20 protein-coding genes are annotated in these 22,119 nt (G+C 70.2%); 10 read left to right on the top strand and 10 right to left on the bottom strand.

Annotation, left to right across the window (positions count from 1 at the left end; genetic code table 11):
- Positions 1 to 12: 12 nt before the first annotated feature.
- Positions 13 to 1,395, top strand: a complete 1,383-nt coding sequence (locus tag K338_RS25455) for an aminotransferase-like domain-containing protein (RefSeq protein ID WP_022917013.1) — start codon at positions 13 to 15, stop codon at positions 1,393 to 1,395.
- A 119-nt stretch (positions 1,396 to 1,514) separates the two neighbouring features.
- A complete protein-coding gene (locus tag K338_RS0104630; RefSeq protein ID WP_022917012.1) occupies positions 1,515 to 1,964 on the top strand; it encodes a carboxymuconolactone decarboxylase family protein in 450 nt (149 codons plus the stop codon).
- Between the two features lie 97 nt (positions 1,965 to 2,061).
- Here the strand turns inward: K338_RS0104630 and K338_RS20530 are convergent, their stop codons facing one another.
- Positions 2,062 to 6,582, bottom strand: a complete 4,521-nt coding sequence (locus K338_RS20530; RefSeq protein ID WP_022917011.1) for an ExeM/NucH family extracellular endonuclease — start codon at positions 6,580 to 6,582, stop codon at positions 2,062 to 2,064.
- 240 nt (positions 6,583 to 6,822) lie between these two features.
- On the opposite strand from K338_RS20530, the gene K338_RS0104620 reads away from it, so the two are divergent.
- From K338_RS0104620 to K338_RS0104610, 3 genes are all read left to right on the top strand, one after another.
- Positions 6,823 to 7,230: a phage holin family protein gene (locus K338_RS0104620; RefSeq protein ID WP_022917010.1), complete on the top strand. Its 408-nt coding sequence runs from the start codon at positions 6,823 to 6,825 to the stop codon at positions 7,228 to 7,230.
- Positions 7,227 to 7,520, top strand: a complete 294-nt coding sequence (locus K338_RS20525) for a DUF3618 domain-containing protein (RefSeq protein ID WP_022917009.1) — start codon at positions 7,227 to 7,229, stop codon at positions 7,518 to 7,520. The genes K338_RS0104620 and K338_RS20525 overlap by 4 nt, the downstream gene beginning before the upstream one ends.
- A gap of 174 nt (positions 7,521 to 7,694) precedes the next feature.
- On the top strand, positions 7,695 to 7,889 hold the full coding sequence (locus K338_RS0104610) for a DUF3073 domain-containing protein (RefSeq protein WP_022917008.1): 195 nt from the start codon (positions 7,695 to 7,697) through the stop codon (positions 7,887 to 7,889).
- Between the two features lie 16 nt (positions 7,890 to 7,905).
- Here the strand turns inward: K338_RS0104610 and K338_RS26370 are convergent, their stop codons facing one another.
- From K338_RS26370 to K338_RS0104585, 5 genes are all read right to left on the bottom strand, one after another.
- Positions 7,906 to 8,031, bottom strand: coding sequence for a hypothetical protein (locus K338_RS26370; RefSeq protein ID WP_022917007.1), 126 nt, complete (start codon positions 8,029 to 8,031; stop codon positions 7,906 to 7,908).
- Positions 8,032 to 8,168: 137 nt separating this feature from the next.
- On the bottom strand, positions 8,169 to 9,290 hold the full coding sequence (gene purM / locus K338_RS0104600; RefSeq protein WP_022917006.1) for a phosphoribosylformylglycinamidine cyclo-ligase: 1,122 nt from the start codon (positions 9,288 to 9,290) through the stop codon (positions 8,169 to 8,171).
- Positions 9,287 to 10,822 carry an amidophosphoribosyltransferase gene (gene purF, locus K338_RS0104595; RefSeq protein WP_022917005.1) on the bottom strand — a complete coding sequence of 512 codons (1,536 nt, stop codon included), beginning with the start codon at positions 10,820 to 10,822 and terminating at the stop codon, positions 9,287 to 9,289. Before purF ends, purM begins: the two co-directional genes overlap by 4 nt.
- 127 nt (positions 10,823 to 10,949) lie before the next feature.
- Positions 10,950 to 11,426 (bottom strand): hypothetical protein, encoded by a 477-nt coding sequence (locus K338_RS20520; RefSeq protein ID WP_022917004.1) that lies wholly within the window; start codon positions 11,424 to 11,426, stop codon positions 10,950 to 10,952.
- 9 nt (positions 11,427 to 11,435) lie between these two features.
- Positions 11,436 to 11,795 (bottom strand): sterol carrier family protein, encoded by a 360-nt coding sequence (locus K338_RS0104585; RefSeq protein ID WP_022917003.1) that lies wholly within the window; start codon positions 11,793 to 11,795, stop codon positions 11,436 to 11,438.
- A 248-nt stretch (positions 11,796 to 12,043) separates the two neighbouring features.
- Here K338_RS0104585 and cspE point away from each other — a divergent pair, with 248 nt between their 5' ends.
- Positions 12,044 to 12,247 carry a transcription antiterminator/RNA stability regulator CspE gene (cspE, locus tag K338_RS0104580; protein ID WP_022917002.1) on the top strand — a complete coding sequence of 68 codons (204 nt, stop codon included), beginning with the start codon at positions 12,044 to 12,046 and terminating at the stop codon, positions 12,245 to 12,247.
- 160 nt (positions 12,248 to 12,407) lie between these two features.
- Positions 12,408 to 13,472 carry a fatty acid desaturase family protein gene (locus tag K338_RS0104575; RefSeq protein ID WP_022917001.1) on the top strand — a complete coding sequence of 355 codons (1,065 nt, stop codon included), beginning with the start codon at positions 12,408 to 12,410 and terminating at the stop codon, positions 13,470 to 13,472.
- Between the two features lie 25 nt (positions 13,473 to 13,497).
- On the opposite strand, the gene K338_RS20515 is transcribed toward K338_RS0104575, so the two are convergent.
- From K338_RS20515 to K338_RS0104555, 4 genes are all read right to left on the bottom strand, one after another.
- The gene (locus tag K338_RS20515; protein WP_022917000.1) at positions 13,498 to 14,916 is read right to left on the bottom strand and encodes an NAD-dependent malic enzyme; all 1,419 of its coding nucleotides are present in this window, start codon (positions 14,914 to 14,916) and stop codon (positions 13,498 to 13,500) included.
- 235 nt (positions 14,917 to 15,151) lie between these two features.
- A complete protein-coding gene (locus K338_RS0104565) occupies positions 15,152 to 16,081 on the bottom strand; it encodes an aldose 1-epimerase family protein (protein WP_022916999.1) in 930 nt (309 codons plus the stop codon).
- A gap of 102 nt (positions 16,082 to 16,183) precedes the next feature.
- Positions 16,184 to 18,505 (bottom strand): phosphoribosylformylglycinamidine synthase subunit PurL, encoded by a 2,322-nt coding sequence (gene purL / locus K338_RS0104560; RefSeq protein ID WP_022916998.1) that lies wholly within the window; start codon positions 18,503 to 18,505, stop codon positions 16,184 to 16,186.
- Between the two features lie 125 nt (positions 18,506 to 18,630).
- Positions 18,631 to 19,821: a glycoside hydrolase family 88 protein gene (locus K338_RS0104555; protein ID WP_022916997.1), complete on the bottom strand. Its 1,191-nt coding sequence runs from the start codon at positions 19,819 to 19,821 to the stop codon at positions 18,631 to 18,633.
- Positions 19,822 to 19,978: 157 nt separating this feature from the next.
- On the opposite strand from K338_RS0104555, the gene K338_RS20510 reads away from it, so the two are divergent.
- The 3 genes from K338_RS20510 (at position 19,979) to K338_RS20505 (ending at position 22,111) form a co-directional block, all read left to right on the top strand.
- Positions 19,979 to 20,488 carry a universal stress protein gene (locus tag K338_RS20510; protein ID WP_051154674.1) on the top strand — a complete coding sequence of 170 codons (510 nt, stop codon included), beginning with the start codon at positions 19,979 to 19,981 and terminating at the stop codon, positions 20,486 to 20,488.
- Positions 20,489 to 20,613: 125 nt separating this feature from the next.
- Complete coding sequence (locus K338_RS0104545) at positions 20,614 to 21,609, top strand: LacI family DNA-binding transcriptional regulator (RefSeq protein WP_027286432.1); 996 nt, start codon at positions 20,614 to 20,616, stop codon at positions 21,607 to 21,609.
- A 73-nt stretch (positions 21,610 to 21,682) separates the two neighbouring features.
- Positions 21,683 to 22,111 (top strand): spore germination protein GerW family protein, encoded by a 429-nt coding sequence (locus K338_RS20505; protein WP_022916995.1) that lies wholly within the window; start codon positions 21,683 to 21,685, stop codon positions 22,109 to 22,111.
- Positions 22,112 to 22,119: the final 8 nt, after the last annotated feature.

Genomic DNA, 22,119 nt, shown 5'->3' with positions numbered 1-22,119 from the left:
AAGGTGGCGGTAGTGGTCCGGATCCCGGCAGAGCGGCTGGTGCGGCTGCTCGGTGACTGGCAGGACGGCAGCCGTGCGTCGGCGCAGGCGCTGCAGGCGGCATTGGCCGAGGTCATCGAAGGGGCGCACCTGCCGGCCGGGCAGCAGATGCCCGGGCAGCGGGACCTGGCCGAGGCGCTCGGTATCGCCCGCGGTACGGTGGCCCGCACCTATGCGGCGCTGGTCGAGACCGGGCACCTGTCCGCCCGGCACGGCTCGGGCACGGTGGTGCGCCATCCGCGGCAGGTCACCGGTCAGGGGGAGGGTCGGCTCACGTCGTTCGATGACGGCGGTGCTCGCCCGGTCCTGGACCTCTCCTCGGGTGCGTTGCCGGGTTCGCAGCTGCTGGCGGACGTGCTGCCGGAGGTCGGCCGGCTGCTCGGCGAGCACCACCTGGACGAGGCGGGCTACCACCCGGCGGGCCTACGCGAGCTGCGCACCGCCGTCGCCATGATGACCACCGAGCAGGGGCTGCCCACCGGACCGGAGGAGGTGATGATCACCGCTGGGTCGCAGCAGGCGGTGTGGCTGCTGGCCACGGCGCTGACCGGGCCGGGCAGCCTGGTGGTGACCGAGGACCCCACCTACCGCGGAGCGCTGGAGGCGTTCGCCGGGACCGGGGCGCGCCTGCAGGGTGTTCCGCTCTCGCCCGCAGGGGTCGATACCGACCTGCTCGGCTGGGCGGCCCGCCGGGCGGACCTGGTGTACCTGCAGCCCTCGCTGCACAACCCGACCGGTGTGCACAGCTCGTCGGCCCACCGGCAGCAGGTCGCCGAGGCCCTGGCGGGACCTGCTCTGGTGGTGGACGACCAGTCCAGTGCCGACCTGTCCTGGACCCGCTCGGACCGGCTGCCCGGGCTGGAACGGGTGATGGACCCCAACCGGCTGCTGGTGGTCGGCACGCTGTCGAAGGTGTTCTGGGGCGGCATCCGGGTGGGGTGGATCCGCGGGCCGCGGGCGCTGATCAGCCGTCTCACCGACCTGCGCCGCAGCCTGGACCTGGCTGGGTCGGTGCTGGACCAGCTCGCCGCCGTGCTGCTGCTGCCGCAGATCGCAGCGCAGCGGGCCGCCCGCGGCAGCTTCCTCGCCGACCGGTTCAGCGAGGTCTCCCGGGTGCTCACCGAGACGCTGCCGAGCTGGCGGTGGTGGTTGCCGGCCGGTGGTTCGGGTCTGTGGGTGAATACCGGCACCGATGCGGTGGCGCTGGCGCAGGCTGCCCTCGGGGCTGGGGTGCGGCTCACTGCTGGACCGGCGTTCTCCCCGCACGACGGGCACCGGCAGTTCCTCCGGCTCCCGGTCTGGCACCCGGTGGAGGAGCTCACTGAGGCGCTGGAGACGGTGGCCGGCCTCGGCTGACGCTGCCCGCCGTCGCCCCACTGTCCCCCAGTACCCCCGCAGGACTAGAGTGGAAGTGAGCGAGATGCGGACGGGGGTCCTTCTCTCCGCCGTCCACCCGCTCCGCTGAAGGGAGCGGTATGTCTGCACGAATGGTCGTGGCCGAGGTCGACAAGGGGGCCTACGCTCCGCTGCTGGCGCTGGAGAAGTATGTGCACTCCGGCCAGCTGGGCGAAGCGCTGCTCGCGCTGGTGAAGGTGCGCGCCTCCCAGCTGAACGGCTGCGCGTTCTGCCTGGACATGCATGCCACCGAAGGACGCAAGGCCGGACTCGACCAGCGCAAGCTGGACGTGGTCGCCGGCTGGCACGAGGCACCGCAGCTCTACACCGCCCGGGAACGTGCCGCGCTGGCGCTGACCGAGGAGGTGACCCAGATCGGGGCGCACGGGGTGAGCGACGAGGTGTGGCAGCAGGCCTCCGAGGAGTTCACCGAGGCCGACCTGGTCACCCTGCTGATGGCGATCTGCGCGATCAACACCTGGAACCGGCTGGCGGTAGCCACCCACCAGGAGCTGCCCGACAGCGCATAGCGGCCTTCACCTCATCGGAGGTAGCTGGGGCGATCCGAGGGAGGCGCGGAGCACCTCAGATCGCCGGAGCTACCTCCGACGGGGTTGCCGCCTCAGCTCACGACCAGGGGAACCAGGGGAAGAGGATCTTCAGCAGGAAGTCCCAGATCTTCCCGATCAGCTCCAGCACGAGCTCCCACAGGTCGCCGCCCGGTTCGGTGGGTTCGTCTCCTCCGTCGGCGATCGTCACCGGCACACTCACGCTCGTGCCGTTGCTGTCGCTGACCACCAGCTCGCTCTCGCCGGTAGAGAGGCCGTCGGGCACCTCGATGCGCACCTGCACCTGACCGACCAGGTCGGTGGTGTCCACGATCGTGGCGTCAACTGCAGCGGTGCCCACGTCCTGGCCGCCGAGGCTGAGCTGCACCTCCTCCGGTACCGGCTCACCGGCGGAGAACGCCAGCGAGGACAGGTCGATGGCGAGCTCATCACCGGGTGCGTACTCGGCGTCAGGGTCGGAGACCCAGGTGACGCCGACGGCCCGCTGGGCGTAGTCCGGAGACGCGGTACCGACCTCGGCCATGTAGTCGACGATCGCGGTCAGGTCGCTCTGCCCGGTGTCGGCGGTGTCCGTGCCCTCGGCCAGGGTGGTGAAGTTGTCCCCGCCGGCGGCCAGGAACGAGTTCATCACCACGGTGTACTGCCCATCAGCCGTGACCGGCTCACCATCCAGCCTCATCTGCAGGATCCGTTCACCTGCCGGGGCCTGCGGGTCGTAGGTGTACTGGAAGCCGTCGGAGACCCCGAGCCGCAGGAACGGTCGGGACGCGCCCTCGGGCTGCCACTGCTCCTCGAGCACCTGCGCCAGCTGGTCGCCGGTGAGCACTGTGGTCACCAAGGAGTCGGCGAACGGTTGCACCACTGCCGCCTCCTTGTAGGTGAGCACACCGTCCCCCTCGTCACCGGAGGCCGCGTAGGTGATGTCCGCGCGCACACCGCCGGGGTTCATCACCGCCAGCTGGGCGTCGGGGTTGGTGCGCTGGGCGGCCCAGAGCTGCACGTCGGCCACGAAGTTGCCGATGGTGGACTCACCGCCACGGTTCTCCGAGCCGTCAGACTGCCGGGCCCGGTTGAAGTCCGCGGTGACCTCGCCGAGCGGTACCGAGCCGAGCTCGTCGGCCACGGCCACCGCCTCGTCGACGATCTCCTGCACCACCGGGTCACCGTCACAGTAGGTCTGGCGCGGGCTGCCCTCCTCGTCGTCTCCGGGCTCGGGCACCAGGTCCACGTTCTGGGCCGTGGACTCGAGGACATCACCGGTGGCGGTGTCCACGGTCAGCGCCAGGTGGCCCAGGTTCGCGCCGTACTCCCCGGTCTGGGTCACCCACAGGCCGTCCACGTCCTGCACATAGGCCTGGTGGGTGTGCCCGGAGATGACCGCGTCGATGTTCTCGTCGGCACCGGAGACCAGGTCACCGAACGGGGTGCCGTCAGCGCTGGCCAGGTCGGGGGTGGGCGCGCCGTCGTGCACCAGCACCACGACAACGTCCGCCTCCCCGTTCGCCTCGTCCCCGTCGGAGAGCTGGGCGGCGTAGCTGTTCACCGCCTCGCCGATGTCGGTGAAGGTCAGCCCCTCGATCCCGGCCGGGGAGACCAGGGACGGCATCTCCTCGGTGATCGCCCCGATGAAGCCCACGCTCACGCCACCGGTCTCCACCACGGTGTACGGGTCGTACACCGGCGCACCGGAGGCGTCCACGATGTTCGCTGCCAGGTACGGGAAGTCCGCGGCGGCCAGCACCCGGTCGTTCACGTCGTCCTGGCCCTTGTCGAACTCGTGGTTGCCGAAGGCACTGGCGTCCAGCCCGATCTGGTTCAGCACGTCGAGAGTGGGCTGGTCGTCGGCGATGAACGAGGTGAACGTGGAGGCACCGATGTTGTCCCCGGCGGAGACGAACAGCGTGTTCGGGTTCTCCTCCCGGAAGGAGTCCACCGCACAGGAGAGCACCGCACCGCCGGCCGACTCACCACTGGCCTCAATGCGGCCGTGGAAGTCGTTGATGGACAGCAGGTCCAGGTCCACGGTCGCCGGCTGCGCCTCCGGCACGTCGATGCCGACCAGGATCGGGTCGTGGTCGGAGGCTCGGTACACCGTACCCGGGGCGAACAGGTCGGAGTCGAAGTAGTTGTACCGGGAGTACTCGTGCAGCACCGACTCGACCGAGTTGATGTTCCACACGTCCACCCCGGTGACCCGCTGCTGCGCGGCAGTGTTGGCGAACACGTGGTCCAGGGACCCCACCGCCCCGTCGTAGACGTAGGTGCTCTCACCGTCGCTGAGGTTGGAGTACCCGGCGGAGGTGATCACGTGCACCGGGTCTTCCTCGGTGTAGGCGTTGAAGTCCCCGAGCAGGAACACGTCCTCGACACCGGCCTGGTCGGCCACGTCCTGAGCGAAGCCGGTCAGCGCTGCGGCCTGAGCCTCACGCTCGTCGTCGTAACAGCCCTCCGGCACGTCGCCGCAGTCACCACCCTTGGACTTGAAGTGGTTCACCACCGCCAGGAACTCATAGTCGCTGCCGGCGGCGGTAAACACCTGGGCCAGCGGCTCCCGAGCGTTGTCGAACGGGGCAGAGCCGGTGAGGACCACCGAGTCGCCCGCAAGCTCGACCGTGGCCGGGTCATAGATGAACGCCGTGCGGATCACGTCCTGATCGGGCAGGTCCGGCAGCTCGGCCGGGGACGGCGCGTAGGCCCAGCGTTCGGTGCCGGCGGCCTCGTTGAGAGCCTCCACCAGGTCGGCCAGCGCCGCGTCCCGGTCCTTGCCGAACTTCGCTGAGTTCTCGATCTCCTCCAGGGAGACGACGTCCGCGTCCAGGGCATTGATCGCCGCCACGATCTTGTCCTGCTGACGCTGCAGGTTAGTCTCGTCCCAGGCGCCGCGGGCATCACACCCACCGCTGACCGAGATCGGGACACCGTCCCGGTCGGTGTAGGCAGTGCAGCCGGGCAGGTCCTCACCGAAGGTGGTGAAGTAGTTCAGCACGTTGAACGTGGCCAGCTCCAGGTCGCCGCCCACGTCTTGCGGGGCCGCGTTCGCCTCGCGCGTGCTGCCGCCCTCGAAGGTGACCAGCTCGTCTGCGTTCCCGGTGACTGGGGCGGTGGGCTGGAAGTTCCAGCCGAACCGGTAGTCCACGACCACCGGCTCGTGGAACGTCACCCCCACCCCGGTGCGCAGGTTCGGTGCACCGGTCAGGTACGGCACCTGCGCGTCGGAGCTGGTGCGGGCCGACTGCCCGTCGTCCAGGGTGACCGCGCGGGCAGCGTTGTCCGCCACCACCTCGTCGAACGCCGCGCTGCCGGGAGCGGCCACATCGGTCGGGGTGACCAACGGGCCGTCCAGGCCGAGACCGATCGAGCCGAACGCACTGTCGCCCCAGCCGCCCAGGGCGTAGGTGTCGGAGACCACGTAGTCGCCGCTGGGGGCGACCAGCATGCCCTCGTACACCTCCCGCTCGGCGTCGGTGGCGGGCAGCTCGAAGTCCACCACCGGCAGCACCGGGGCGGCCGTCTCGTCCAGCACGGTCAGGTCACCGGCGGCCACGCTGATCTCGGTGAGGTCGTTGTACTCCTCGACATAGCCGGTGACCTCGACGTGATCACCGACCGCGACGTCGTCGACGGTCGCCGGGGAGAAGACGAACACGGCCTGGGAGGCGGTGTAGGTCTCCTCGCCACCGGTACCAGCGGTCTGGATGTAGTAGCCGTTGAACCCGCCGGTGGCGTAGACCGCAGTCACCACGCCGCGGGTGGTCACCAGCTCGGCCGGATCGACCGGGGCCTGGGCGCCCTCGCCCTGGATGTCGGCGATGGTCAGCTCGACGCCCTCGGCGTCGTCGCCGTCATCTCCATCATCGCCGTCATCTCCATCATCGCCGTCATCTCCATCACTACTGTTCAGCTCGCCGAACGAGTTCTCGGCGGGCCCGGTCCAGGTGCCGTCGATGCGTTGCAGCGACTGGCCGACCGGTTCGGAACCGCTCTCCGCGACGCCAATGTCGGTGCTGATGAGCCCCGCCGCTGGCCCGTTGGTCGCGGTGAGCTCACCTTCGTAGGAGAGGAACTCGACCACGGCGCCGTCGGCGTCCACCAGTGCAACGCCATCCGGCGAGCCGTTCTGGATGCCGTTCGCCGGGTAGTCGACCACCACCACGCTGGCATCGGGCACCGGGGTGGGCAGCGGGTCGGAGTCGTAGGTGGTCCCACCGCTGCCGTTGTAGAGCACCAGGGTCCAGCCGGCCAGGTCGGTGCCCACGGGGGCCTGCACCTCGATCGCTTCACCGCTGTCGGTGCCGGCGTTGTCGTAATGGATCTCGCTGATGAAGATGTCACCGTCGGCGAGCGGCTGGGCATCAGCGTCCCCTGCCTCGCCGGTCGGTTCCTCAGCCCCCGCCTGCTGGGTCGGTTCCTCCGGCGCGGCCGTCTCCTGCGCACCCTCCGGTTCCTGCTGCAGGTTCTGAGCTGCGTCGTCATCGGCGAACGCGGGCGTGGTGAGCCCGGCGCTGATGAGTGCCGCCGCTGCGATCGCGGCCAGGGATCGTGCACCGTGGTGCGCCCGCCCGCGCGGTTCGTGCGTCATGACTGAGACCTTTCTCACATGATGGACATCGGCCTACGGTAGTCGTGCCTGACCTGTCTGTGGGGTGGATTTGGCGAACTCGCGATGAATTCATCTCGTCGGTCAAGTAGTGGGGTGAGCGGGTGTCTCCGTAGACTGCGTGTTGCCGAACTTCCGGTAGCACGGTTGGGTAAGGGCATCGCAGGTGTCGGTGGACCAGGAACCGGCATGCAGAGGGACGTCAGCGAGAGGTGAGACACGGTGAGCGAGACGAAGGGCAACACCCCACGGGAGGCCGAACCTTCGATCGGCGCGTTGGTGGGCAGGCTCACCGACTCCCTGTCCAGGCTGCTGCGGGACGAGCTGCAGCTGCTGCAGGCGCAGATCGCGGAGAAGGGCAAGTCGGTCGGCGTCGGTGCTGGCCTGTTCGCCGGCGCCGCTGTGTTCGGCCTGTTCGGCCTGGGCTGGCTGCTCACCGCCGCGATGTTCGGCCTGGCCACGGTGCTGCCGTACTGGGCCGCTGCGCTGATCGTGGCTGGCGCTGTGCTGGTGATCACCGCGATCCTGGCGCTGGTCGGCAAGACGATGCTGCAGCGCGGCCAGACACCTCAGCCCAAGGAGAGCGTGATGAAGGACGTCCAGGCGATCAAGCAGGGGGTCTCCAAGTGAGCGAACGACCGAAGAAGCGCACTGTGGCGGAGATCGAGGCCGACCTGCAGCGCACCCGCGAGGAGCTCACCCGCACTGTGGACCAGCTCTCCGACCGTGTGGATCCGCGCCGGCAGGTCGAAGAGATCCGCAACCAGGCGCGACAGAAGTTCGCAGACGTCACCGCGCAGGGCAAGTCGTTCGCCGACGACGTCAAGGCGAAGGACCCGAAGGCGCTCGGCATCCTGGGTGCCGTCGCCGCGGTGGCCGCCGCCATCACCACAGCCGCCATCGTCCGCAGGAAGAAGTGAGACGTCTCGTTTGTTGAGACAGATAACTGCGGGCAACGTGCCGTCCGCGCCCTGCGGGTTCGCCCTTTGCGGGTGCTTCGCGGTACGGTTGTCTCACGACAAATGACCAATTCCCGGTGTCGCTACGTCTTCGGACGATGTGGCGCCGGCACCGAAGGTGGAGGGGGTCACGCCATGGGGCGCGGCCGTCAGAAGGCAAAGCAGACCAAGGTCGCTCGGAAGCTGAAGTACTACAGCCCCGAGACGGACTACCAGGCACTCGAACGCGAGCTGTCCTCTGCAACCCAGACCGACCTCGCGGACCGGTACGAGATTCCGCCCGCGGAGGACGAAGACGACTGGCACTCGTCACCGTCCCGTCGTCGCTGAGCTCGGCGCTCCGCGTTCACCTGGCCATCGTCACGTCGTCGGCAGCCCGCCGGCGGCGGAGCGCATGCTGACCTGATCCGGCACCGCGGTCTGCGCTGTCCAGCAGCACGACGGCGGAGCGCACCGGGGCGGTTCGACCCACCTCGGTCTGCGCTGCTCAGGCGGCACGCACCGCAGCGGCGCGTGCCCAGGTGAGCTGCGACGTCGGACGTTCGTGCGGGGTGCCCGTGCCCACCCGTGGTGGCTGGAGCGCACGGGGCGAGCTGCGCCGTCACCGGCTCAGCCGGTGCGGTACTGCCCGAGCAGGCGTACCGCACCACCCTGCACGCCCTTGGTGCCGGTGACCACCGGCGCCTCGTGCTCTGGGACCGCTGCGGCGGGACGCACTGTGCCGAGCTCCCAGGCCGGCAGACCGCGCTCTGCGCAAGCCGCCAGGGTCGCCGCCACGCCGTCCGGGGCCACGACTGCCACCATGCCCACACCCAGGTTGAGGGTGTTCTGCAGGTCGGCCCACGGCACCGAGCCGAGCCGGCGGACCAGGTCGAACACCGGTGGGACCACCCAGGAGTCGCGGCGGACGTCCGCCACCAGCCCGGCGGGCAGCACGCGGGCGAGGTTGGCGGCCAGCCCGCCACCGGTCACGTGCGTGAACGCGTGCACCTGCGGCGCCTCGTCGCGGGCGAGGGCCAGGCAGTCGGCGGCGTACACGCGGGTGGGTTCGAGCAGCTCTTCGCCCAGGGTGCGGCCCAGCTCGTCCACCTGCCGGTCGAGCTGCCACCCGGCGACCTCGATCACCCGGCGCACCAGCGAGTAGCCGTTGGAGTGCAGTCCGCTGGAGCCGAGCGCCACCAGCACGTCCCCGGCGCGTACCCGTTCCGGTCCGAGCAGGTCGTCGGCCTCGACCACGCCGGTGGCCGCCCCGGCCACGTCGTACTCGGCCGGCCCGAGCAGACCCGGGTGCTCGGCAGTCTCCCCACCGACCAGGGCGGTCCCGGCCACCTGGCAGGCGGCGGCGATCCCGCGGACGATGTCAGCGATCCGCTCGGGCACGACCGACCCGCAGGCGATGTAGTCGGTCATCATCAGCGGCTCGGCGCCGACGACCACGATGTCGTCGACGACCATGCCGACCAGGTCGAAGCCGATGGTGTCGTGGAGGTCCAGCGCCTGGGCGATGGCGACCTTGGTACCCACCCCGTCCGTCGAGCTGGCCAGCAGCGGCCGGCGGTAGCCGGTGAGCGCCGAGGCGTCGTACAGACCGGCGAAGCCGCCGACACCGCCGAGCACCTGGGGGCCGTGGGTGGCACGTACGGCGTCCTTCATCAGCTCCACGGCCCGGTCGCCGGCCTCGGTGTCCACGCCCGCGGAGGCGTAGGTGATCGCAGGGGTCGGTTCAGTCATGGGTGCAGCAGCGCTCCAGCTCCGCCTTGGGACACGGACAACGAGTGCAGGCCGTCCTCGGGGGCACCGAGCGGCAGGTCAGGATGGCCGGCGAGGTCACCGGCCTGGTCGCGCTCCACCGGCACGGGGTAGGTACCGGTGAAGCAGGCAGTGCACAGCCGGTCGGGTGGCTGGCCGGTGGCGGCGACCATCCCGTCGGTGGAGATGTAGCCGAGAGAGTCGGCGCCGAGGCCGCGGCCGATCGCGGCCACGTCCAGCCCGTTCGCGATCAGCTCCGAGCGAGAGGCGAAGTCGATGCCGTAGAAGCAGGGCCACTGCACCGGCGGGGAGGAGATGCGCACGTGCACCTCGGCGGCGCCCGCCTCGCGCAGCATCCGGATCAGCGCGCGCTGGGTGTTGCCGCGCACGATCGAGTCGTCCACCACCACGAGCCGCTTGCCGTTGATCACCTCGCGCAGCGGGTTGAGCTTGAGCCGGATACCGAGCTGGCGGATCGTCTGGCTGGGTTGGATGAAGGTGCGGCCCACGTAGGCGTTCTTGGTCAGACCCTGGGCGAACGGGATGCCGGACTCGGTGGCGTAGCCGATCGCCGCCGGAGTGCCGGACTCCGGCACCGGGATCACCAGGTCCGCCTCAGCCGGGTGCTCCCGGGCCAGCGCGCGCCCCATCTCCACCCGGGCGGCGTTCACCGAGCGGCCGGCGATCGTGGTGTCCGGGCGAGCCAGGTAGACGTACTCGAAGACGCACCCCTTCGGCCGGGCCTCGGCGAAACGCTGGGAGTGCAACCCGTCGGCGTCGATCACCAGCAGCTCACCAGGGTCGATCTCCCGGACGAAGGCGGCACCGATGATGTCCAGCGCGGCGGTCTCGGAGGCCACCACCCAGCCGCGTTCCAACCGGCCGAGCACCAGCGGGCGGATACCTTGCGGGTCGCGGGCGGCGTAGAGGGTGTTCTCGGTCATGAACACCAGGGAGAACGCGCCGCGCAGCCGGGGCAGCACGTCCAGGGCGGTCTCGGTGAGGGTGTGCTCGCTGTCGCCGTGCAGCAGGGCCGTGAGCACAGTGGTGTCCGAGGCGCAGTCGGCGCCGTCGTCGGGCAGCTGGGCGTCGTAGCGCTCGGCGGCCAGGCGGATGAGTGCGCGGGTGTTGGTGAGGTTGCCGTTGTGGCCCAGGGCCAGCGTGCCCGAGGCGGTGGGGCCGAGGGTGGGCTGGGCGTTCTCCCAGGTGCGGGCGCCGGTGGTGGCGTAGCGGGTGTGCCCCAGGGCGATGTGCCCGGTCAAGGTGCTCAGCGCGACGTCGTCGAACACCTGGGAGACCAGCCCCATGTCCTTGTAGACAAGGATCTGCTGCCCGTTGCTGGTGGCGATCCCGGCGGACTCCTGACCGCGGTGCTGCAGGGCGTACAACCCGAAGTAGGTGAGCTTGGCGACCTCTTCGCCGGGGGCCCAGACGCCGAAGACACCGCAGGCGTCCTGCGGGCTCTTCTCTCCGGGGAGGATGTCGTGCGTGAGCTGACCGTCACCGCGTACCACGGGCCTATCGTCCCACACCGGCACCGCCCCATCGCATCTGAGCCCACTACTCAGACCGCCGCACGTACCTCCGATGGAGCGGTGCGGGGTGATCGACCCGTCGGCGCAGGCGCTGCGCGGGTCGCGCTCATCGCGGTTCCTTCGTCTTCCGCTTCTTCTTCGCCCGTTCCGGTGTCCGAGCCGCTCGGTCGCTGAACATCGCGACGGCGCAGCTCACCAGGATCCCGAACGGCACCAGAGTGCCGGCGAGCACCAGGAAGAGGGTTCCCGAGCCGACCCCCTGCATCATCGCCTGCTCGCTGTCGTAGTTCGCGAGCGGGGTGGCGATCGCAGCGATCAGCACGCCGAGGAGACCGCCGAGCACGGCGAACCGCTTGTACCGGGGGGCACGCCGTACCCGGGACGGGTCCACGACGGCGGCGATCGGCGCCTCGCCCACGACCTTCCCGCCGGCGGCGGTGATCTCCGCCTCCGAAGGGGCATCGTCCTGCCCGTCGGTGCGCTCCTGCGCAGCAGCGACGCGATCAGCGTCCAGGTGCGGATCCACAGCGTCCTCGGCCGGGGAGGGCCCGGAGGCGGGGACGCGGCCCTGCTCACTGCTCATGGCTCGACGCTAGCGGACGAACAGGGGTAGCACGGCATCCAGGTCGGCCCGCTGGCCGGAGGCGGCCACGGTCCCGGCGGCGAGCGCCTGCGTCCAGGTCAGGTCACCGGTGACCAGCCGCAACCACGTGTCCTGGTCGGTCTCCACGACGTTCGGTGGGGTGCCGCGGGTGTGCCGGGGCCCCTCGATCACCTGCACCACCCCCGCTGGCGGTACGCGTACCTCGACCGAGGTGCCCGGCACCCGCTCGGCCAGCTCCTCGAGGGTGTACCGCACCGCCGTGCGCACCTGCGCAGGCTGCGCCTGCCCACCCTGCCATGCCGCCAGGGCGCGCCGACCTTCGCCAGGGGAGATCCGCCGTCGTGCCACAGCAAGAATCTACCGGGCTGTCCCGGCGAGACGGCACACTCCGTGCCCAGCTCGTGCCGCACATCACGTCAGCGCACTATCACTTCCCCCGGATCCCATGTACACTCACAGACAAGGTTGCAGTGAACGAACGTCGAACGCCCCAGCCGCCGAGGCTCCGGGGCGTTTTTCTTCACCAGATGAAGTCGACGGACACCGTGGCTTCCCAGGCCGACGGTCGGCTTGGAACATTTGGTAGGAGAAACCCCATGACCACAGGAACTGTGAAGTGGTTCAACGCCGAGAAGGGCTTTGGCTTCATCGCCCCTGAGGACGGCAGCGCGGACGTGTTCGCGCACTACTCGGCCATCGAGGCCGACGGCTACCGCTCGCTGGAGGAGAACCAGCGCGTGGAGTTCGAGGTGACCCAGGGCCCGAAGGGTCCGCAGGCCGCCAGCGTCCGCGCTCTCTGATCCAGCGCACTGCCGGCGGCCCCTCAGCGGGGCTGCCGGCACCCAGGTGGACGAGGTCCTGGACCACCCCACAACCACCCCACCGACGACGTCGTCGGCACGCCTCCGACCTCTTGACGGACCCGCAGTTCGGGTCCACCCCACCCTCCTGGAGGCGACCATGACCGCCACCGCACCCGAACGCCCCCGAGACCGGCACGTCAGCCAGTTCACCGCACTGACTGCTGCTGTCCGCACCACCGGCCTGCTGGAGCGCCGGTACGGCTACTACTGGCTCCGCCTAGCCGGCGCCGGAGCCGCGTTCCTGGCGACCTTCGGCGTCATCCTTCTCGTCGGTGACTCCTGGTGGCAGCTGGCCGTGGCCGCGGGTATGGGCATCCTGATGACCCAGATCGCCTTCCTCGGCCATGACGCCGCGCACCGGCAGATCTTCGCCTCCGGAAAGTGGAACGACTGGACGGCGCTCATCCTGGCGAACCTGTTCGTGGGCCTGAGCCACGGCTGGTGGCAGAGCAAGCACTCCCGCCACCACGCGAACCCGAACAAGCGCGGTGCCGACCCGGACATCGATCTGCCGGTGGTGTCCTTCACCCCGGAGCAGGCCGATGCACGCCGGCACCCGGTGACCGACTGGTTCGTGCGCCGGCAGGGGTGGGCGTTCTTCCCGCTGCTGCTCCTGGAGGGGCTGGACCTGCACGTGACCAGCACCCGTCGCGTGCTCAGCCGGGACCGGCTGAAACGGCGCGGGCTGGAGGTCACGCTACTGGCCGTACGGCTGCTCGGCTTCCCCGCGTTCCTGTTCCTGGTCCTGTCCCCGGGGGTTGCTGCTGCGTTCCTCGGTGTGCAGCTGGCAGTGTTTGGCCTGTACATGGGCGCCTCGTTCGCGCCGAACCACAAGGGCATGCCGATCGTGCCGAAGGACCTGCGACTGGACTTCCTCCGCCGGCAGACGCTGATGAGCCGGAACATCACCGGTGGGCGTTGGGTGGACGTGGTCATGGGCGGGCTGAACTTCCAGGTGGAGCACCACCTGTTCCCGAACATGCCGCGGCCGAACCTGCGGGCGGTCGCCCCGATGGTGCGCAAGTTCTGCGCCGAGCACTCGGTCACCTACACCGAGACCAGCCTGTGGACCTCGTACGTGATCGTCGTCCGGCACCTGAACGAGGTCGGCCTGGGCGTGCGGGACACGTTCACCTGTCCGCTGGTCGCCCAGTACCGCTGACCTGCGCGCAGGTCGGCCCAGGCCCTCAGACCTGGGTGACCGGCGGGCGGGACTCGGCATCCTGCTCGGCGGCGGCACGCACTGCGGCGGCGATCTGGGTGTGCAGGTTCTGGTTGAACACGCTCGGCACGATGTAGGTCGCGTTCAGCTCGTCCGGGGTGACCACATCGGCCAGCGCGTACGCCGCCGCCAGCAGCATCTCGTTGGTGATCCGGGTGGAGCGACCGTCCAGCAGGCCACGGAACACGCCGGGGAACGCGAGCACGTTGTTGATCTGGTTGGCGAAGTCGCTGCGGCCGGTGGCCACCACAGCCGCGTGCCGGGTGGCGATCACCGGGTCGATCTCCGGCAACGGGTTTGCCAGTGCGAACACGACCGCATCCTTGGCCATCGAGGCAACGTCGTGCTCGGTGAGCAGGTTCGGGGCGGAGACGCCGATGAACACGTCCGCACCGCGGATCACGTCGTGCAGGGTGCGGCCTTCGTACTCGTCGCCGTGGGTGCGCTCAGCGATCCAGGTCAGCGACGGGTCGAGGTCTTCCCGGTCCGGGCGGATCACCCCGTGCACGTCGGCGACCACCACGTCGGTGGCTCCGGCAGCGAGCAGCAGACGCAGGATCGCCGACCCGGCGGCACCGGCCCCGGACTGCACGATCCGCACGCTGGTCAGGTCCTTGCCGACCACCTTCAACGCGTTGGTCAGCGCAGCCACGGCAACGATCGCGGTGCCGTGCTGGTCGTCGTGGAACACCGGCACGTCCAGCTCCTCGCGCAGCCGGTCCTCGATCTCGAAGCAGCGCGGGGCGGAGATGTCCTCCAGGTTGATGCCGGCGAACACCGGAGCGATGATCTTCACCGTCCGCACGATCTCGTCCACATCCTGGGTGTCCAGGCAGATCGGGAACGCATCGATCCCGGCGAACCGCTTGAACAGCGCGGCCTTGCCCTCCATCACCGGCAGTGCCGCCGTGGCGCCGATGTTGCCCAGACCGAGCACGGCCGAGCCGTCGGTCACCACGGCGATCGTGTTGCGCTTGATGGTCAGCCGGACGGCGTCCTCGGGGTGGGCGGCCAGCTGCTGGCTCACCCGGCCGACACCTGGGGTGTAGATGAGGGACAGATCGTCGCGGTGCCGAATCTGCATCTTCGGCTGGATCTCGATCTTGCCGCCGAGGTGAGCGAGAAAGGTGCGGTCCGAGACGCGGCCGATCACCACTCCGGCGATGGTGCCCAGCGCGTCCACGATCTGCTTGGCCTCGTCCTCACCACCGGTGGCGCAGGTGACGTCCACCTGCAACCGGTCCACCCCGGAGGCGGAGACGTCCACAGCGGTGACCACGCCGCCAGCGTGCTCCACAGTGGTAGTGATGGTGCTCACCGCGGACGGCTGCGCGGGCATCTCCAGTCGGACAGTGATCGAGTAGCTAACGCTGGGAGAGCTCATCGCCTACCTTCTCTGGTCTTCCGGCGGCCCCATCGCGGCCGGCACGAATCCGGACCCTCCCTGGTGTCCGCTCGGCAGCGAACAGGTCCGGCACTAGCCATCGTAGACCGAGAGGACGCTTCCGCGGGGCGAGACACCCAGTGCGTGTCCGACTCCACAGGCGCGAACGCTCTGGTCTGCGGCGGGAAGGCGGTTGCTGGCCGCAGACCAGAGCGTTCGCGCAGGTACGGGCGCCTCAGTGCGGCTGACGGACGGCGATGCCCCAGCGGCCGGTGAACTCCTCCCCCGGTGCCAGCGTGATCAGCCCGTCGCCGGAGTTGAACGCATCCACGGCACAGGTCATCGGCTCCACCGCGACCGAGGTGCGGCGGCCCTCGGTGTCGCTGACCTGGTCGGAGGTGTACAGCAGCACGAACGGCCAGGACTCGTCCTGCCAGAGGGTGACCTGCCAGCCGTCCTCCCGGTCGAAGACCACCCGGGCGAGGCCGTCGTCGTCCCGGTCCAGGTCGGTGTACAGGCCCAGCTCATGGGTGCCGATCCGGCGGGCGGTGCGGAAGTCGTCGGATTCGTCCACGCTCTTGCGGTCGGTGAGGAACGAGTTCTCCCCGGTCAGCCGGGTGGCGCCGGGCACGGTGATCTGCGCGGCGTCGACCAGCTCCCGGAACGTGCCGCCGGCCGCCAGGTAGGGGTGTGCGCCGGCACCGAACGGCACTGGTTCGGTGGCGAGGTTGCGTACCCGCAGCGCGGCGGCCAGACCGTCGGCGGACAGCTCCCAGAGCACCCGCATCTCCAGCGGCCACGGATAGCCGGGTCGGGCGGGCAGCACGGCACCGAGCTCCACCCGGGAGGCATCCTGGTCGAGCACACCGAACGGCACCCAGCGGGCTAGCCCGTGGATCGCAGAGTCCGGCTCCGGGTCCTGGACCGGGAGCACCTGCTCCTCGTCGCCATAGGTGTACTTCCCACCGCGGATACGGTTCGGCCACGGCACAAGCCACTGGCCACGAGCGCTCGGGCACAGCGCCCCAGGCGGGTAACCGCCGAGCAGGTGCACACCGTCCAGGGTGTAGCTGCGGATTCCGGCGCCGGTCTCGACGATGATCGCCTCGTGGTCACCATGGACCAGGGTGCGTTCACCGGCACCGGGCAGTGCAGTTGACCTCATCGGCCCAGGCTACGCCGCTCCGGGTCGACGGGTTCGGCAGCTACGCCGCCGGAGCGATACCGCAGAGCACGACTCCGCGCAGGAAGTATCGCCTGATTCGTTTCACGCAGGGTTGGCGCCGAAGATCTGCGGCAGGGTGTCCTCGTGCGCCCTGCGCAGCTCGGCCAGCTCCACCTGGAACGCGCCGGCCACCGACATAGCGTCGCCGCCGGTCACCCCCAGCCGCAACAGCGGCACCTGGTGCCGGGCGGCCAGCTCGGCGAGGTCACCGGCACGGCCGGCATCCACCGCCACCAGCGCGCGGGCGCCGGTCTCGGCGAACAACGCCGTGGCCAGGTCCACCCCGTCCCGCTCCAGCAGCTCGGCCAGCTCCACCTCCACCCCGATGCCATGCCGCAGCACTGCGTCGGTCAGGGACTGGGCAAGCCCCCCGTCAGACAGGTCGTGCGCGGCACGGGCAAGCCCGGAGCGACCGGCGCCGATGAGCACCTCGGCCAGGTTCCGCTCCGCGGCCAGGTCGGCGGCCGGCGGCCGGCCGCCCAGGTGGTCGTGGGTCACCTGCGCCCACACCGAGCCGGACAGGTCCACTGCCGTGGTACCGAGCAGGTACACCTCCAGTCCGTCCTCAGCCCAGGCTGAAGGCGTCACCCGAGCGACGTCGTCGAGCACCCCGAGCACCCCGACCACCGGGGTGGGGTTGATCGAGGCGTCGATGTGCCCCACGCCGACCTCTCCGGCCAAGGTCGAGTTGTACAGGGACACGTTCCCGCCGGTGACCGGCACCCCGAGCTCAGCGCAGGCGTCGGCCAGCCCGGTGATGGCCTGCACCAGCTGCCACATCGCGTCCGGGTCCTCCGGGGAACCGAAGTTCAGGCAGTCCGTCACGGCCAGCGGGCGGGCGCCCACAGCAGCCACGTTCCGGTAGGCCTCGGCGAGCGCGAGCTGGGCGCCGACGTACGGGTCGAGCTTGGCGAACCGGCCGTTGGCGTCGGTGGCCAGCGCCACGCCCAGCCCGCTGCTCTCGTCCACCCGGACCACTCCGGCATCGTCCGGCTGGGCCATGGCGGTGTTGCCCTGCACGTACCGGTCGTACTGGTCGGTGACCCAGGACTTGGACGCGAGGTTCGGGGAGGCGACCAGCGCCAGCAGCTGCTCCCGCACCTGCTCCGGTGCGGTGGGCCGGGGCAGGTGAGCGGCGTCGTCGGCGTTGAGGGCGTCCTGCCAAGCGGGCTTGGCGTAGGGCCGGTCGTAGACCGGGCTGTCGTGGGCGACGGTGCGCGGGTCCACGTCCACGATCCGGTGCCCGTGGTGGTCGATGGTCAGCCGGCCGGTGTCGGTGACCTCGCCGATCACCGCGGTCTCCACGTCCCACTTCTCGGTGATGGCCAGGAACTCGGAGAGCTCGTCCGGGGCGACCACCGCCATCATCCGCTCCTGCGACTCGCTCATCAGGATCTCGCCGGCGGTCAGCGTGGGGTCGCGCAGCAGCACGTTCTCCAGGTCCACGTGCATCCCGCCGTCTCCGTTGGAGGCGAGCTCGCTGGTGGCGCACGAGATGCCGGCGGCGCCGAGGTCCTGGATGGCCTCCACCACGCGGGCGGAGAACAGCTCCAGGCAGCACTCGATGAGCACCTTCTCCATGAACGGGTCGCCGACCTGCACGCTGGGGCGCTTGGACGGCTTGTCAGCGTCGAAGGTCTCGCTCGCCAGGATGGATGCGCCACCGATGCCGTCCCCGCCGGTGCGGGCGCCGAACAGCACCACCTTGTTGCCCACGCCCTCAGCGTTCGCCAGGTGGATGTCCTCGTGCCGCAGCACCCCCACGCACAGGGCGTTCACCAGCGGGTTGCGCTGGTAGGAGGAGTCGAACTCCAGCTCGCCACCGATGTTCGGCAGGCCGAGGCTGTTGCCGTATCCGCCCACACCGGCGACCACCCCGTGCACCACCCGTTGGGTGTCCGGGTGGTCCACCGCACCGAACCGCAGCTGGTCCATCACCGCCACCGGCCGGGCGCCCATGGAGATGATGTCCCGCACGATCCCGCCGACGCCGGTAGCCGCACCCTGGTAAGGCTCGACGAACGAGGGGTGGTTGTGCGACTCCACCTTGAAGGTGACCGCCCAGCCGTCGCCGATGTCCACCACCCCGGCGTTCTGGCCGATGCCCACGAGCAGGTGGGCGCGCATCTCCTCGGTGGTCTTCTCCCCGAACTGGCGCAGGTGCGCCCGGGAGGAGGAGTAGGAGCAGTGCTCGGACCACATCACCGAGTACATCGCGAGCTCGGCGGCGGTGGGCCGGCGCCCGAGCAGGTCGCGGATCTGGGCGTACTCGCCCTCGGTGAGGCCGAGCTCGGCGTACGGCTGCTCCAGCTCGGGGGTCTCGGCCGCGTGGGCCACGGTGTCGGGCTGGTGGACGTCAGGCATGGAACCCCCGGGGCTCGCGGCGAGTGGGCACGGCCCACAGGGTACCCGGCCGGGCCCGCCCCCTCCGCAAGGTCACGAAAGACCGGGCACCGCTGCCCGGTTCGCTCGACCTTGCAGGCAGGGGCTCAGGCGAGCACCTGGTCCAGGGCGTCGAGGAGGAAGTAGTCGCCCCACATCACCGACTCGTCCACACCGAGCCCCTTGGCCTCGTGGTAGCTGGCGTGCTTGAGCAGCCCGTCCCGGTCGTCCTCGCGTGGGCTGAGGAAGTCCGGGCCGGTGAGCTCCAGGAGGGTGGACACCGCGTGGTCGGCGTACGCGCGGGCGCGCGAGTGGTCCTGCACCAGGCCGGCCAGCTGCCACAGCCCGGCGGCTGCGGCGGCCGCAGCCGAGGACTCGTGCGGACGGGCCGGTTGCGGTTCGGACCAGTCGTTCGGTGGCACCAGAGCATCCCGGGTGCGCTCCAGCCAGAAGTCGGCGCAGCCGCACGCGGTCTGCAGGAACCGCCGGTCGCCGGTGAACCGGTACACGGTGCCGAACCCGTGCAGCGCCCAGGCCTGCCCGCGCGCCCAGGAACCGTCCGCCCGGTACCCCTGCTGGGTGCTCTGCCGCAGGAACTCGCCGGTGCCGGGATCGAAGATGCCCTCGTGCGCCGCTGACCCGTCACCGCGGACCAGGTACCGGCGAGTGGTCAGGCAGTGCCTGCTGGCCACGTCCGCCAGCTCGGCGTCACCGGTCTGCGCGGCCGCGTAGTAGACCAGGTGCACGTTCATCATGATGTCGATGAACAGGGACTCCGGACCGCGGAAGCTGGGCAGGTAGCCGCCGGCGCTGCGGAACCTGCTGGCCATCGTCCGCCTGGCGGTGATGAGCACCTCCCGCAGGGCTTCCTCACCGGTGACGGCATACCAGCGGTAGTAGCTGGACCAGAACAGGAAGCCCAGGTCGTGCACGGTGTCGTCGGTGCGGCGGGGCAGCAGCTGTGCGCAATAGCGTTCAGCGGCGGACCGGTACCAGTCGGCGTAGCCGCCGCTGCTGTGCGCGGCCGCGAGCCAGAGCTGGCCGCCGAGGAACCCTTCGCACCAGTTCGTCCACGCCTCACCCTCGAAGTCCCACCGCCCGCCGGTGGTGTACATCGGAAACTGGTCGGGGTGGTCGGTGACCAGCGCGTACAGCTTGCGCCGGGCACTGGACCAGGCCCGCTGCGCGGCTGGTGCCAGCCGTGGATCGACCTGGTAGCCCTCCGGCAGGACGAGCGGCAGCAGGTCTGCCAGCACACTCGGGCGCTGTTCCCCGTCCGAGGCGTCCGTCGTGACCATCTGTCCAGTCTGCAGCCCCAGGCGGGATGCGGCCAGATGAGCCTGCGTGCACAGTGCGCTCGGAGCCTGCGCCGCTTGCCAGAGGGGCGTACCGTGCTGCTATGCACCAGTCCGGCTCCAACTATCGAGAACGGCAGCGCACCCGGCGGCGGCAGCCATGACGATCACCCGTGACCACCCGTGGGTCGGGGAGCCGAAGGAGCGCCCGGTCGTCGTGGGCATCGAACCCGGCCAGGACCCGCACGTGCTGGACCGGGCCCGGGAGTTCGCCGAGCAGCTCGGGACTGGTGTGCTGTGCGTGTGGGTCGACCCAGGCCATCTGGTCGTCTCCGCAGAGATGGCCGGCTCCGTGGCGACCGTGCCGGTGGACCCCGATGATGCTGACGACGATCCCACCGAGGTCGAGGATGCGCTGATCGAGTTCGTGCAGCAGCACCTGCAGGGCCGAGAGCTCTCCTGGCGGTTCGTCTACACCGCGGGTGAGGTCGCCCGCGGTCTGGGCCGGGTGGCGCGGGAGTACCAGGCCCCGATGATCGTCGTGGGCAGCCGTCGACCTGGCTTCGCCGGCTGGATGAACGAGCTGATCGGCGGCTCTGTGGGCGGCCACCTGGCGCACACGCAGCACATCCCGGTGCTCGTGGTGCCGCTCTCCGGCCGGCGGACGTGACCGACCCGGGTGCGCTGCGCCGTCGAGCAGGCCTGACCTCCGGACAAAACGATTCACAAGCACACCAGCTGAGCGCTTAGAGTGGCCTCCTGTAGGGGAGACCAAAGGAGGATGGCGTGCCGCCGGTGACGATTCAGGAGGTCGCACGGCATGCGGGCGTGTCCGCGGCCACAGTGTCCAACTTCTTCAACTGGCCTGACCGCCTGTCCACCGGGATGGCCGAACGTGTCCGCTCGGCTGTCGACGAGCTCGGCTTCGTCCCGAACATGCCGGCCCGGCAGCTGCGCACCTCGCGCAGCGGGATGATCGGCCTCTCGGTGATCAACGCCTCCAACCCGTTCTTCGCCGAGATGGTGGTGGCCGTGGAGCATGCGGCCACGGAGAAGAACCTGAGCGTGATGGTCGGCAGCACGCACGAGTCGCCGCAGCAGCAGCGACAGTACCTGCGCATGTTCGAGCAGTTCCGGTTCGACGGCATCATCCTCACCCCGTTCGACGACAACCTGCAGCAGGCGCACGAGATCGCCGCCCGGGGCACGCCAGTGGTGCTGGTGGACCGCACCGACGACGAAGGACTGCTGCCATCGGTCGGCACCGACCACGAGGCGGGTGGGTATCTGGCGGCCCGGCACCTGATCGAGCAGGGCTGCCGCAGGCTGTGGTTCGTCTCCGGGCCGCGCCAGGTACAACAGATGGTGCGGCGGCTGCGTGGCTACCAGAAGGCTGTGGACGAGGCGGGGAACGTGAGCCTGGAGGTGCTGGAGTTCCCGGACCTGGACGTGGGGTTCGGCCGCGAAGCGGGCCGGCAGATCGCCGACCGGGACCCGCAGGACCGCCCGGACGGGGTGTTCGGCGGCAACGACCTGCAGGCGATCGGCATCGTGGCCGAGCTGGTCGACGCCGGGGTGGACGTCCCCGGTGAGGTCGCGGTGATCGGGTACGACGACATCGTCTTCGCCGCCACGACCGCGCGGCCGCTGACCTCGATCCGCCAGCCGAGCCGGGAGATCGGCGCAGCCGCCGCAGAGATGCTTTTCGAACGGCTGCTCTCCCCCAGCACGCCAGCGCAGCAGCAGCTGTTCCAGCCGGAGCTGCAGGTGCGGGCCAGCACCCGACGCTGATCGTGGCGCTCCCGGTCTTGAGCATCCGGTGCTGCCCAGGCGAGAGTGGAACCCCGACCCAGAGGAGCTCGAGATGACCGACGCAGACAGCCAGGCCAGCAAGCCCATCGACGCCGCCCGAGAGGCGCTGACCGTGCGCCGGGTGTTCGGCGAACCGTACGAGGCGGACGGCGTCACAGTGATCCCGGTGGCCCGCGTGCTCGGCGGCGCAGGGATGGGCTACGGGTCCGGGGCGGGTCGCGACCCGCGCTCCAGCGAGAGCGGACCGATCGGCGAAGGCTCGGGTGGTGGCGGCGGTTTCGGGGTGCGTGCGGTGCCGGCCGGGGTGTTCGTGGTCCGCGGCGGCGACGTCACCTGGAAGCCGGCGCTGAACCTGAACCGGGCGATCCTCGGCGGACAGCTGCTCGCCGGGGTGATCGCCGTGGCGGCCGCGTGCACCGCCCGCACCCGGGCGAAGCTGCGGGCACGCGAGCTGGTGCTCAGCCGGGTGCGCCGGGGCTGAGCGACGGG

The organism is Ruania albidiflava DSM 18029, assembly GCF_000421225.1.
GTDB classification, from domain to species: Bacteria; Actinomycetota; Actinomycetes; order Actinomycetales; family Beutenbergiaceae; genus Ruania; species Ruania albidiflava.
This window is presented reverse-complemented; position numbering and strand designations above follow the sequence as displayed.

Bases quoted from the DNA above. Each gene is read 5' to 3' on its own strand.
- K338_RS0104630 (WP_022917012.1), top strand. From the start codon at position 1,515: ATGTCTGCACGAATGGTCGTGGCCGAGGTCGACAAGGGGGCCTACGCT.
- K338_RS20530 (WP_022917011.1), bottom strand. From the start codon at position 6,582: ATGACGCACGAACCGCGCGGGCGGGCGCACCACGGTGCACGATCCCTG.
- K338_RS0104610 (WP_022917008.1), top strand. From the start codon at position 7,695: ATGGGGCGCGGCCGTCAGAAGGCAAAGCAGACCAAGGTCGCTCGGAAG.
- purM (WP_022917006.1), bottom strand. From the start codon at position 9,290: ATGACTGAACCGACCCCTGCGATCACCTACGCCTCCGCGGGCGTGGAC.
- K338_RS20520 (WP_022917004.1), bottom strand. From the start codon at position 11,426: ATGAGCAGTGAGCAGGGCCGCGTCCCCGCCTCCGGGCCCTCCCCGGCC.
- cspE (WP_022917002.1), top strand. From the start codon at position 12,044: ATGACCACAGGAACTGTGAAGTGGTTCAACGCCGAGAAGGGCTTTGGC.
- K338_RS0104575 (WP_022917001.1), top strand. From the start codon at position 12,408: ATGACCGCCACCGCACCCGAACGCCCCCGAGACCGGCACGTCAGCCAG.
- K338_RS20515 (WP_022917000.1), bottom strand. From the start codon at position 14,916: ATGAGCTCTCCCAGCGTTAGCTACTCGATCACTGTCCGACTGGAGATG.
- K338_RS0104565 (WP_022916999.1), bottom strand. From the start codon at position 16,081: ATGAGGTCAACTGCACTGCCCGGTGCCGGTGAACGCACCCTGGTCCAT.
- purL (WP_022916998.1), bottom strand. From the start codon at position 18,505: ATGCCTGACGTCCACCAGCCCGACACCGTGGCCCACGCGGCCGAGACC.
- K338_RS0104555 (WP_022916997.1), bottom strand. From the start codon at position 19,821: ATGGTCACGACGGACGCCTCGGACGGGGAACAGCGCCCGAGTGTGCTG.
- K338_RS20510 (WP_051154674.1), top strand. From the start codon at position 19,979: ATGACGATCACCCGTGACCACCCGTGGGTCGGGGAGCCGAAGGAGCGC.
- K338_RS20505 (WP_022916995.1), top strand. From the start codon at position 21,683: ATGACCGACGCAGACAGCCAGGCCAGCAAGCCCATCGACGCCGCCCGA.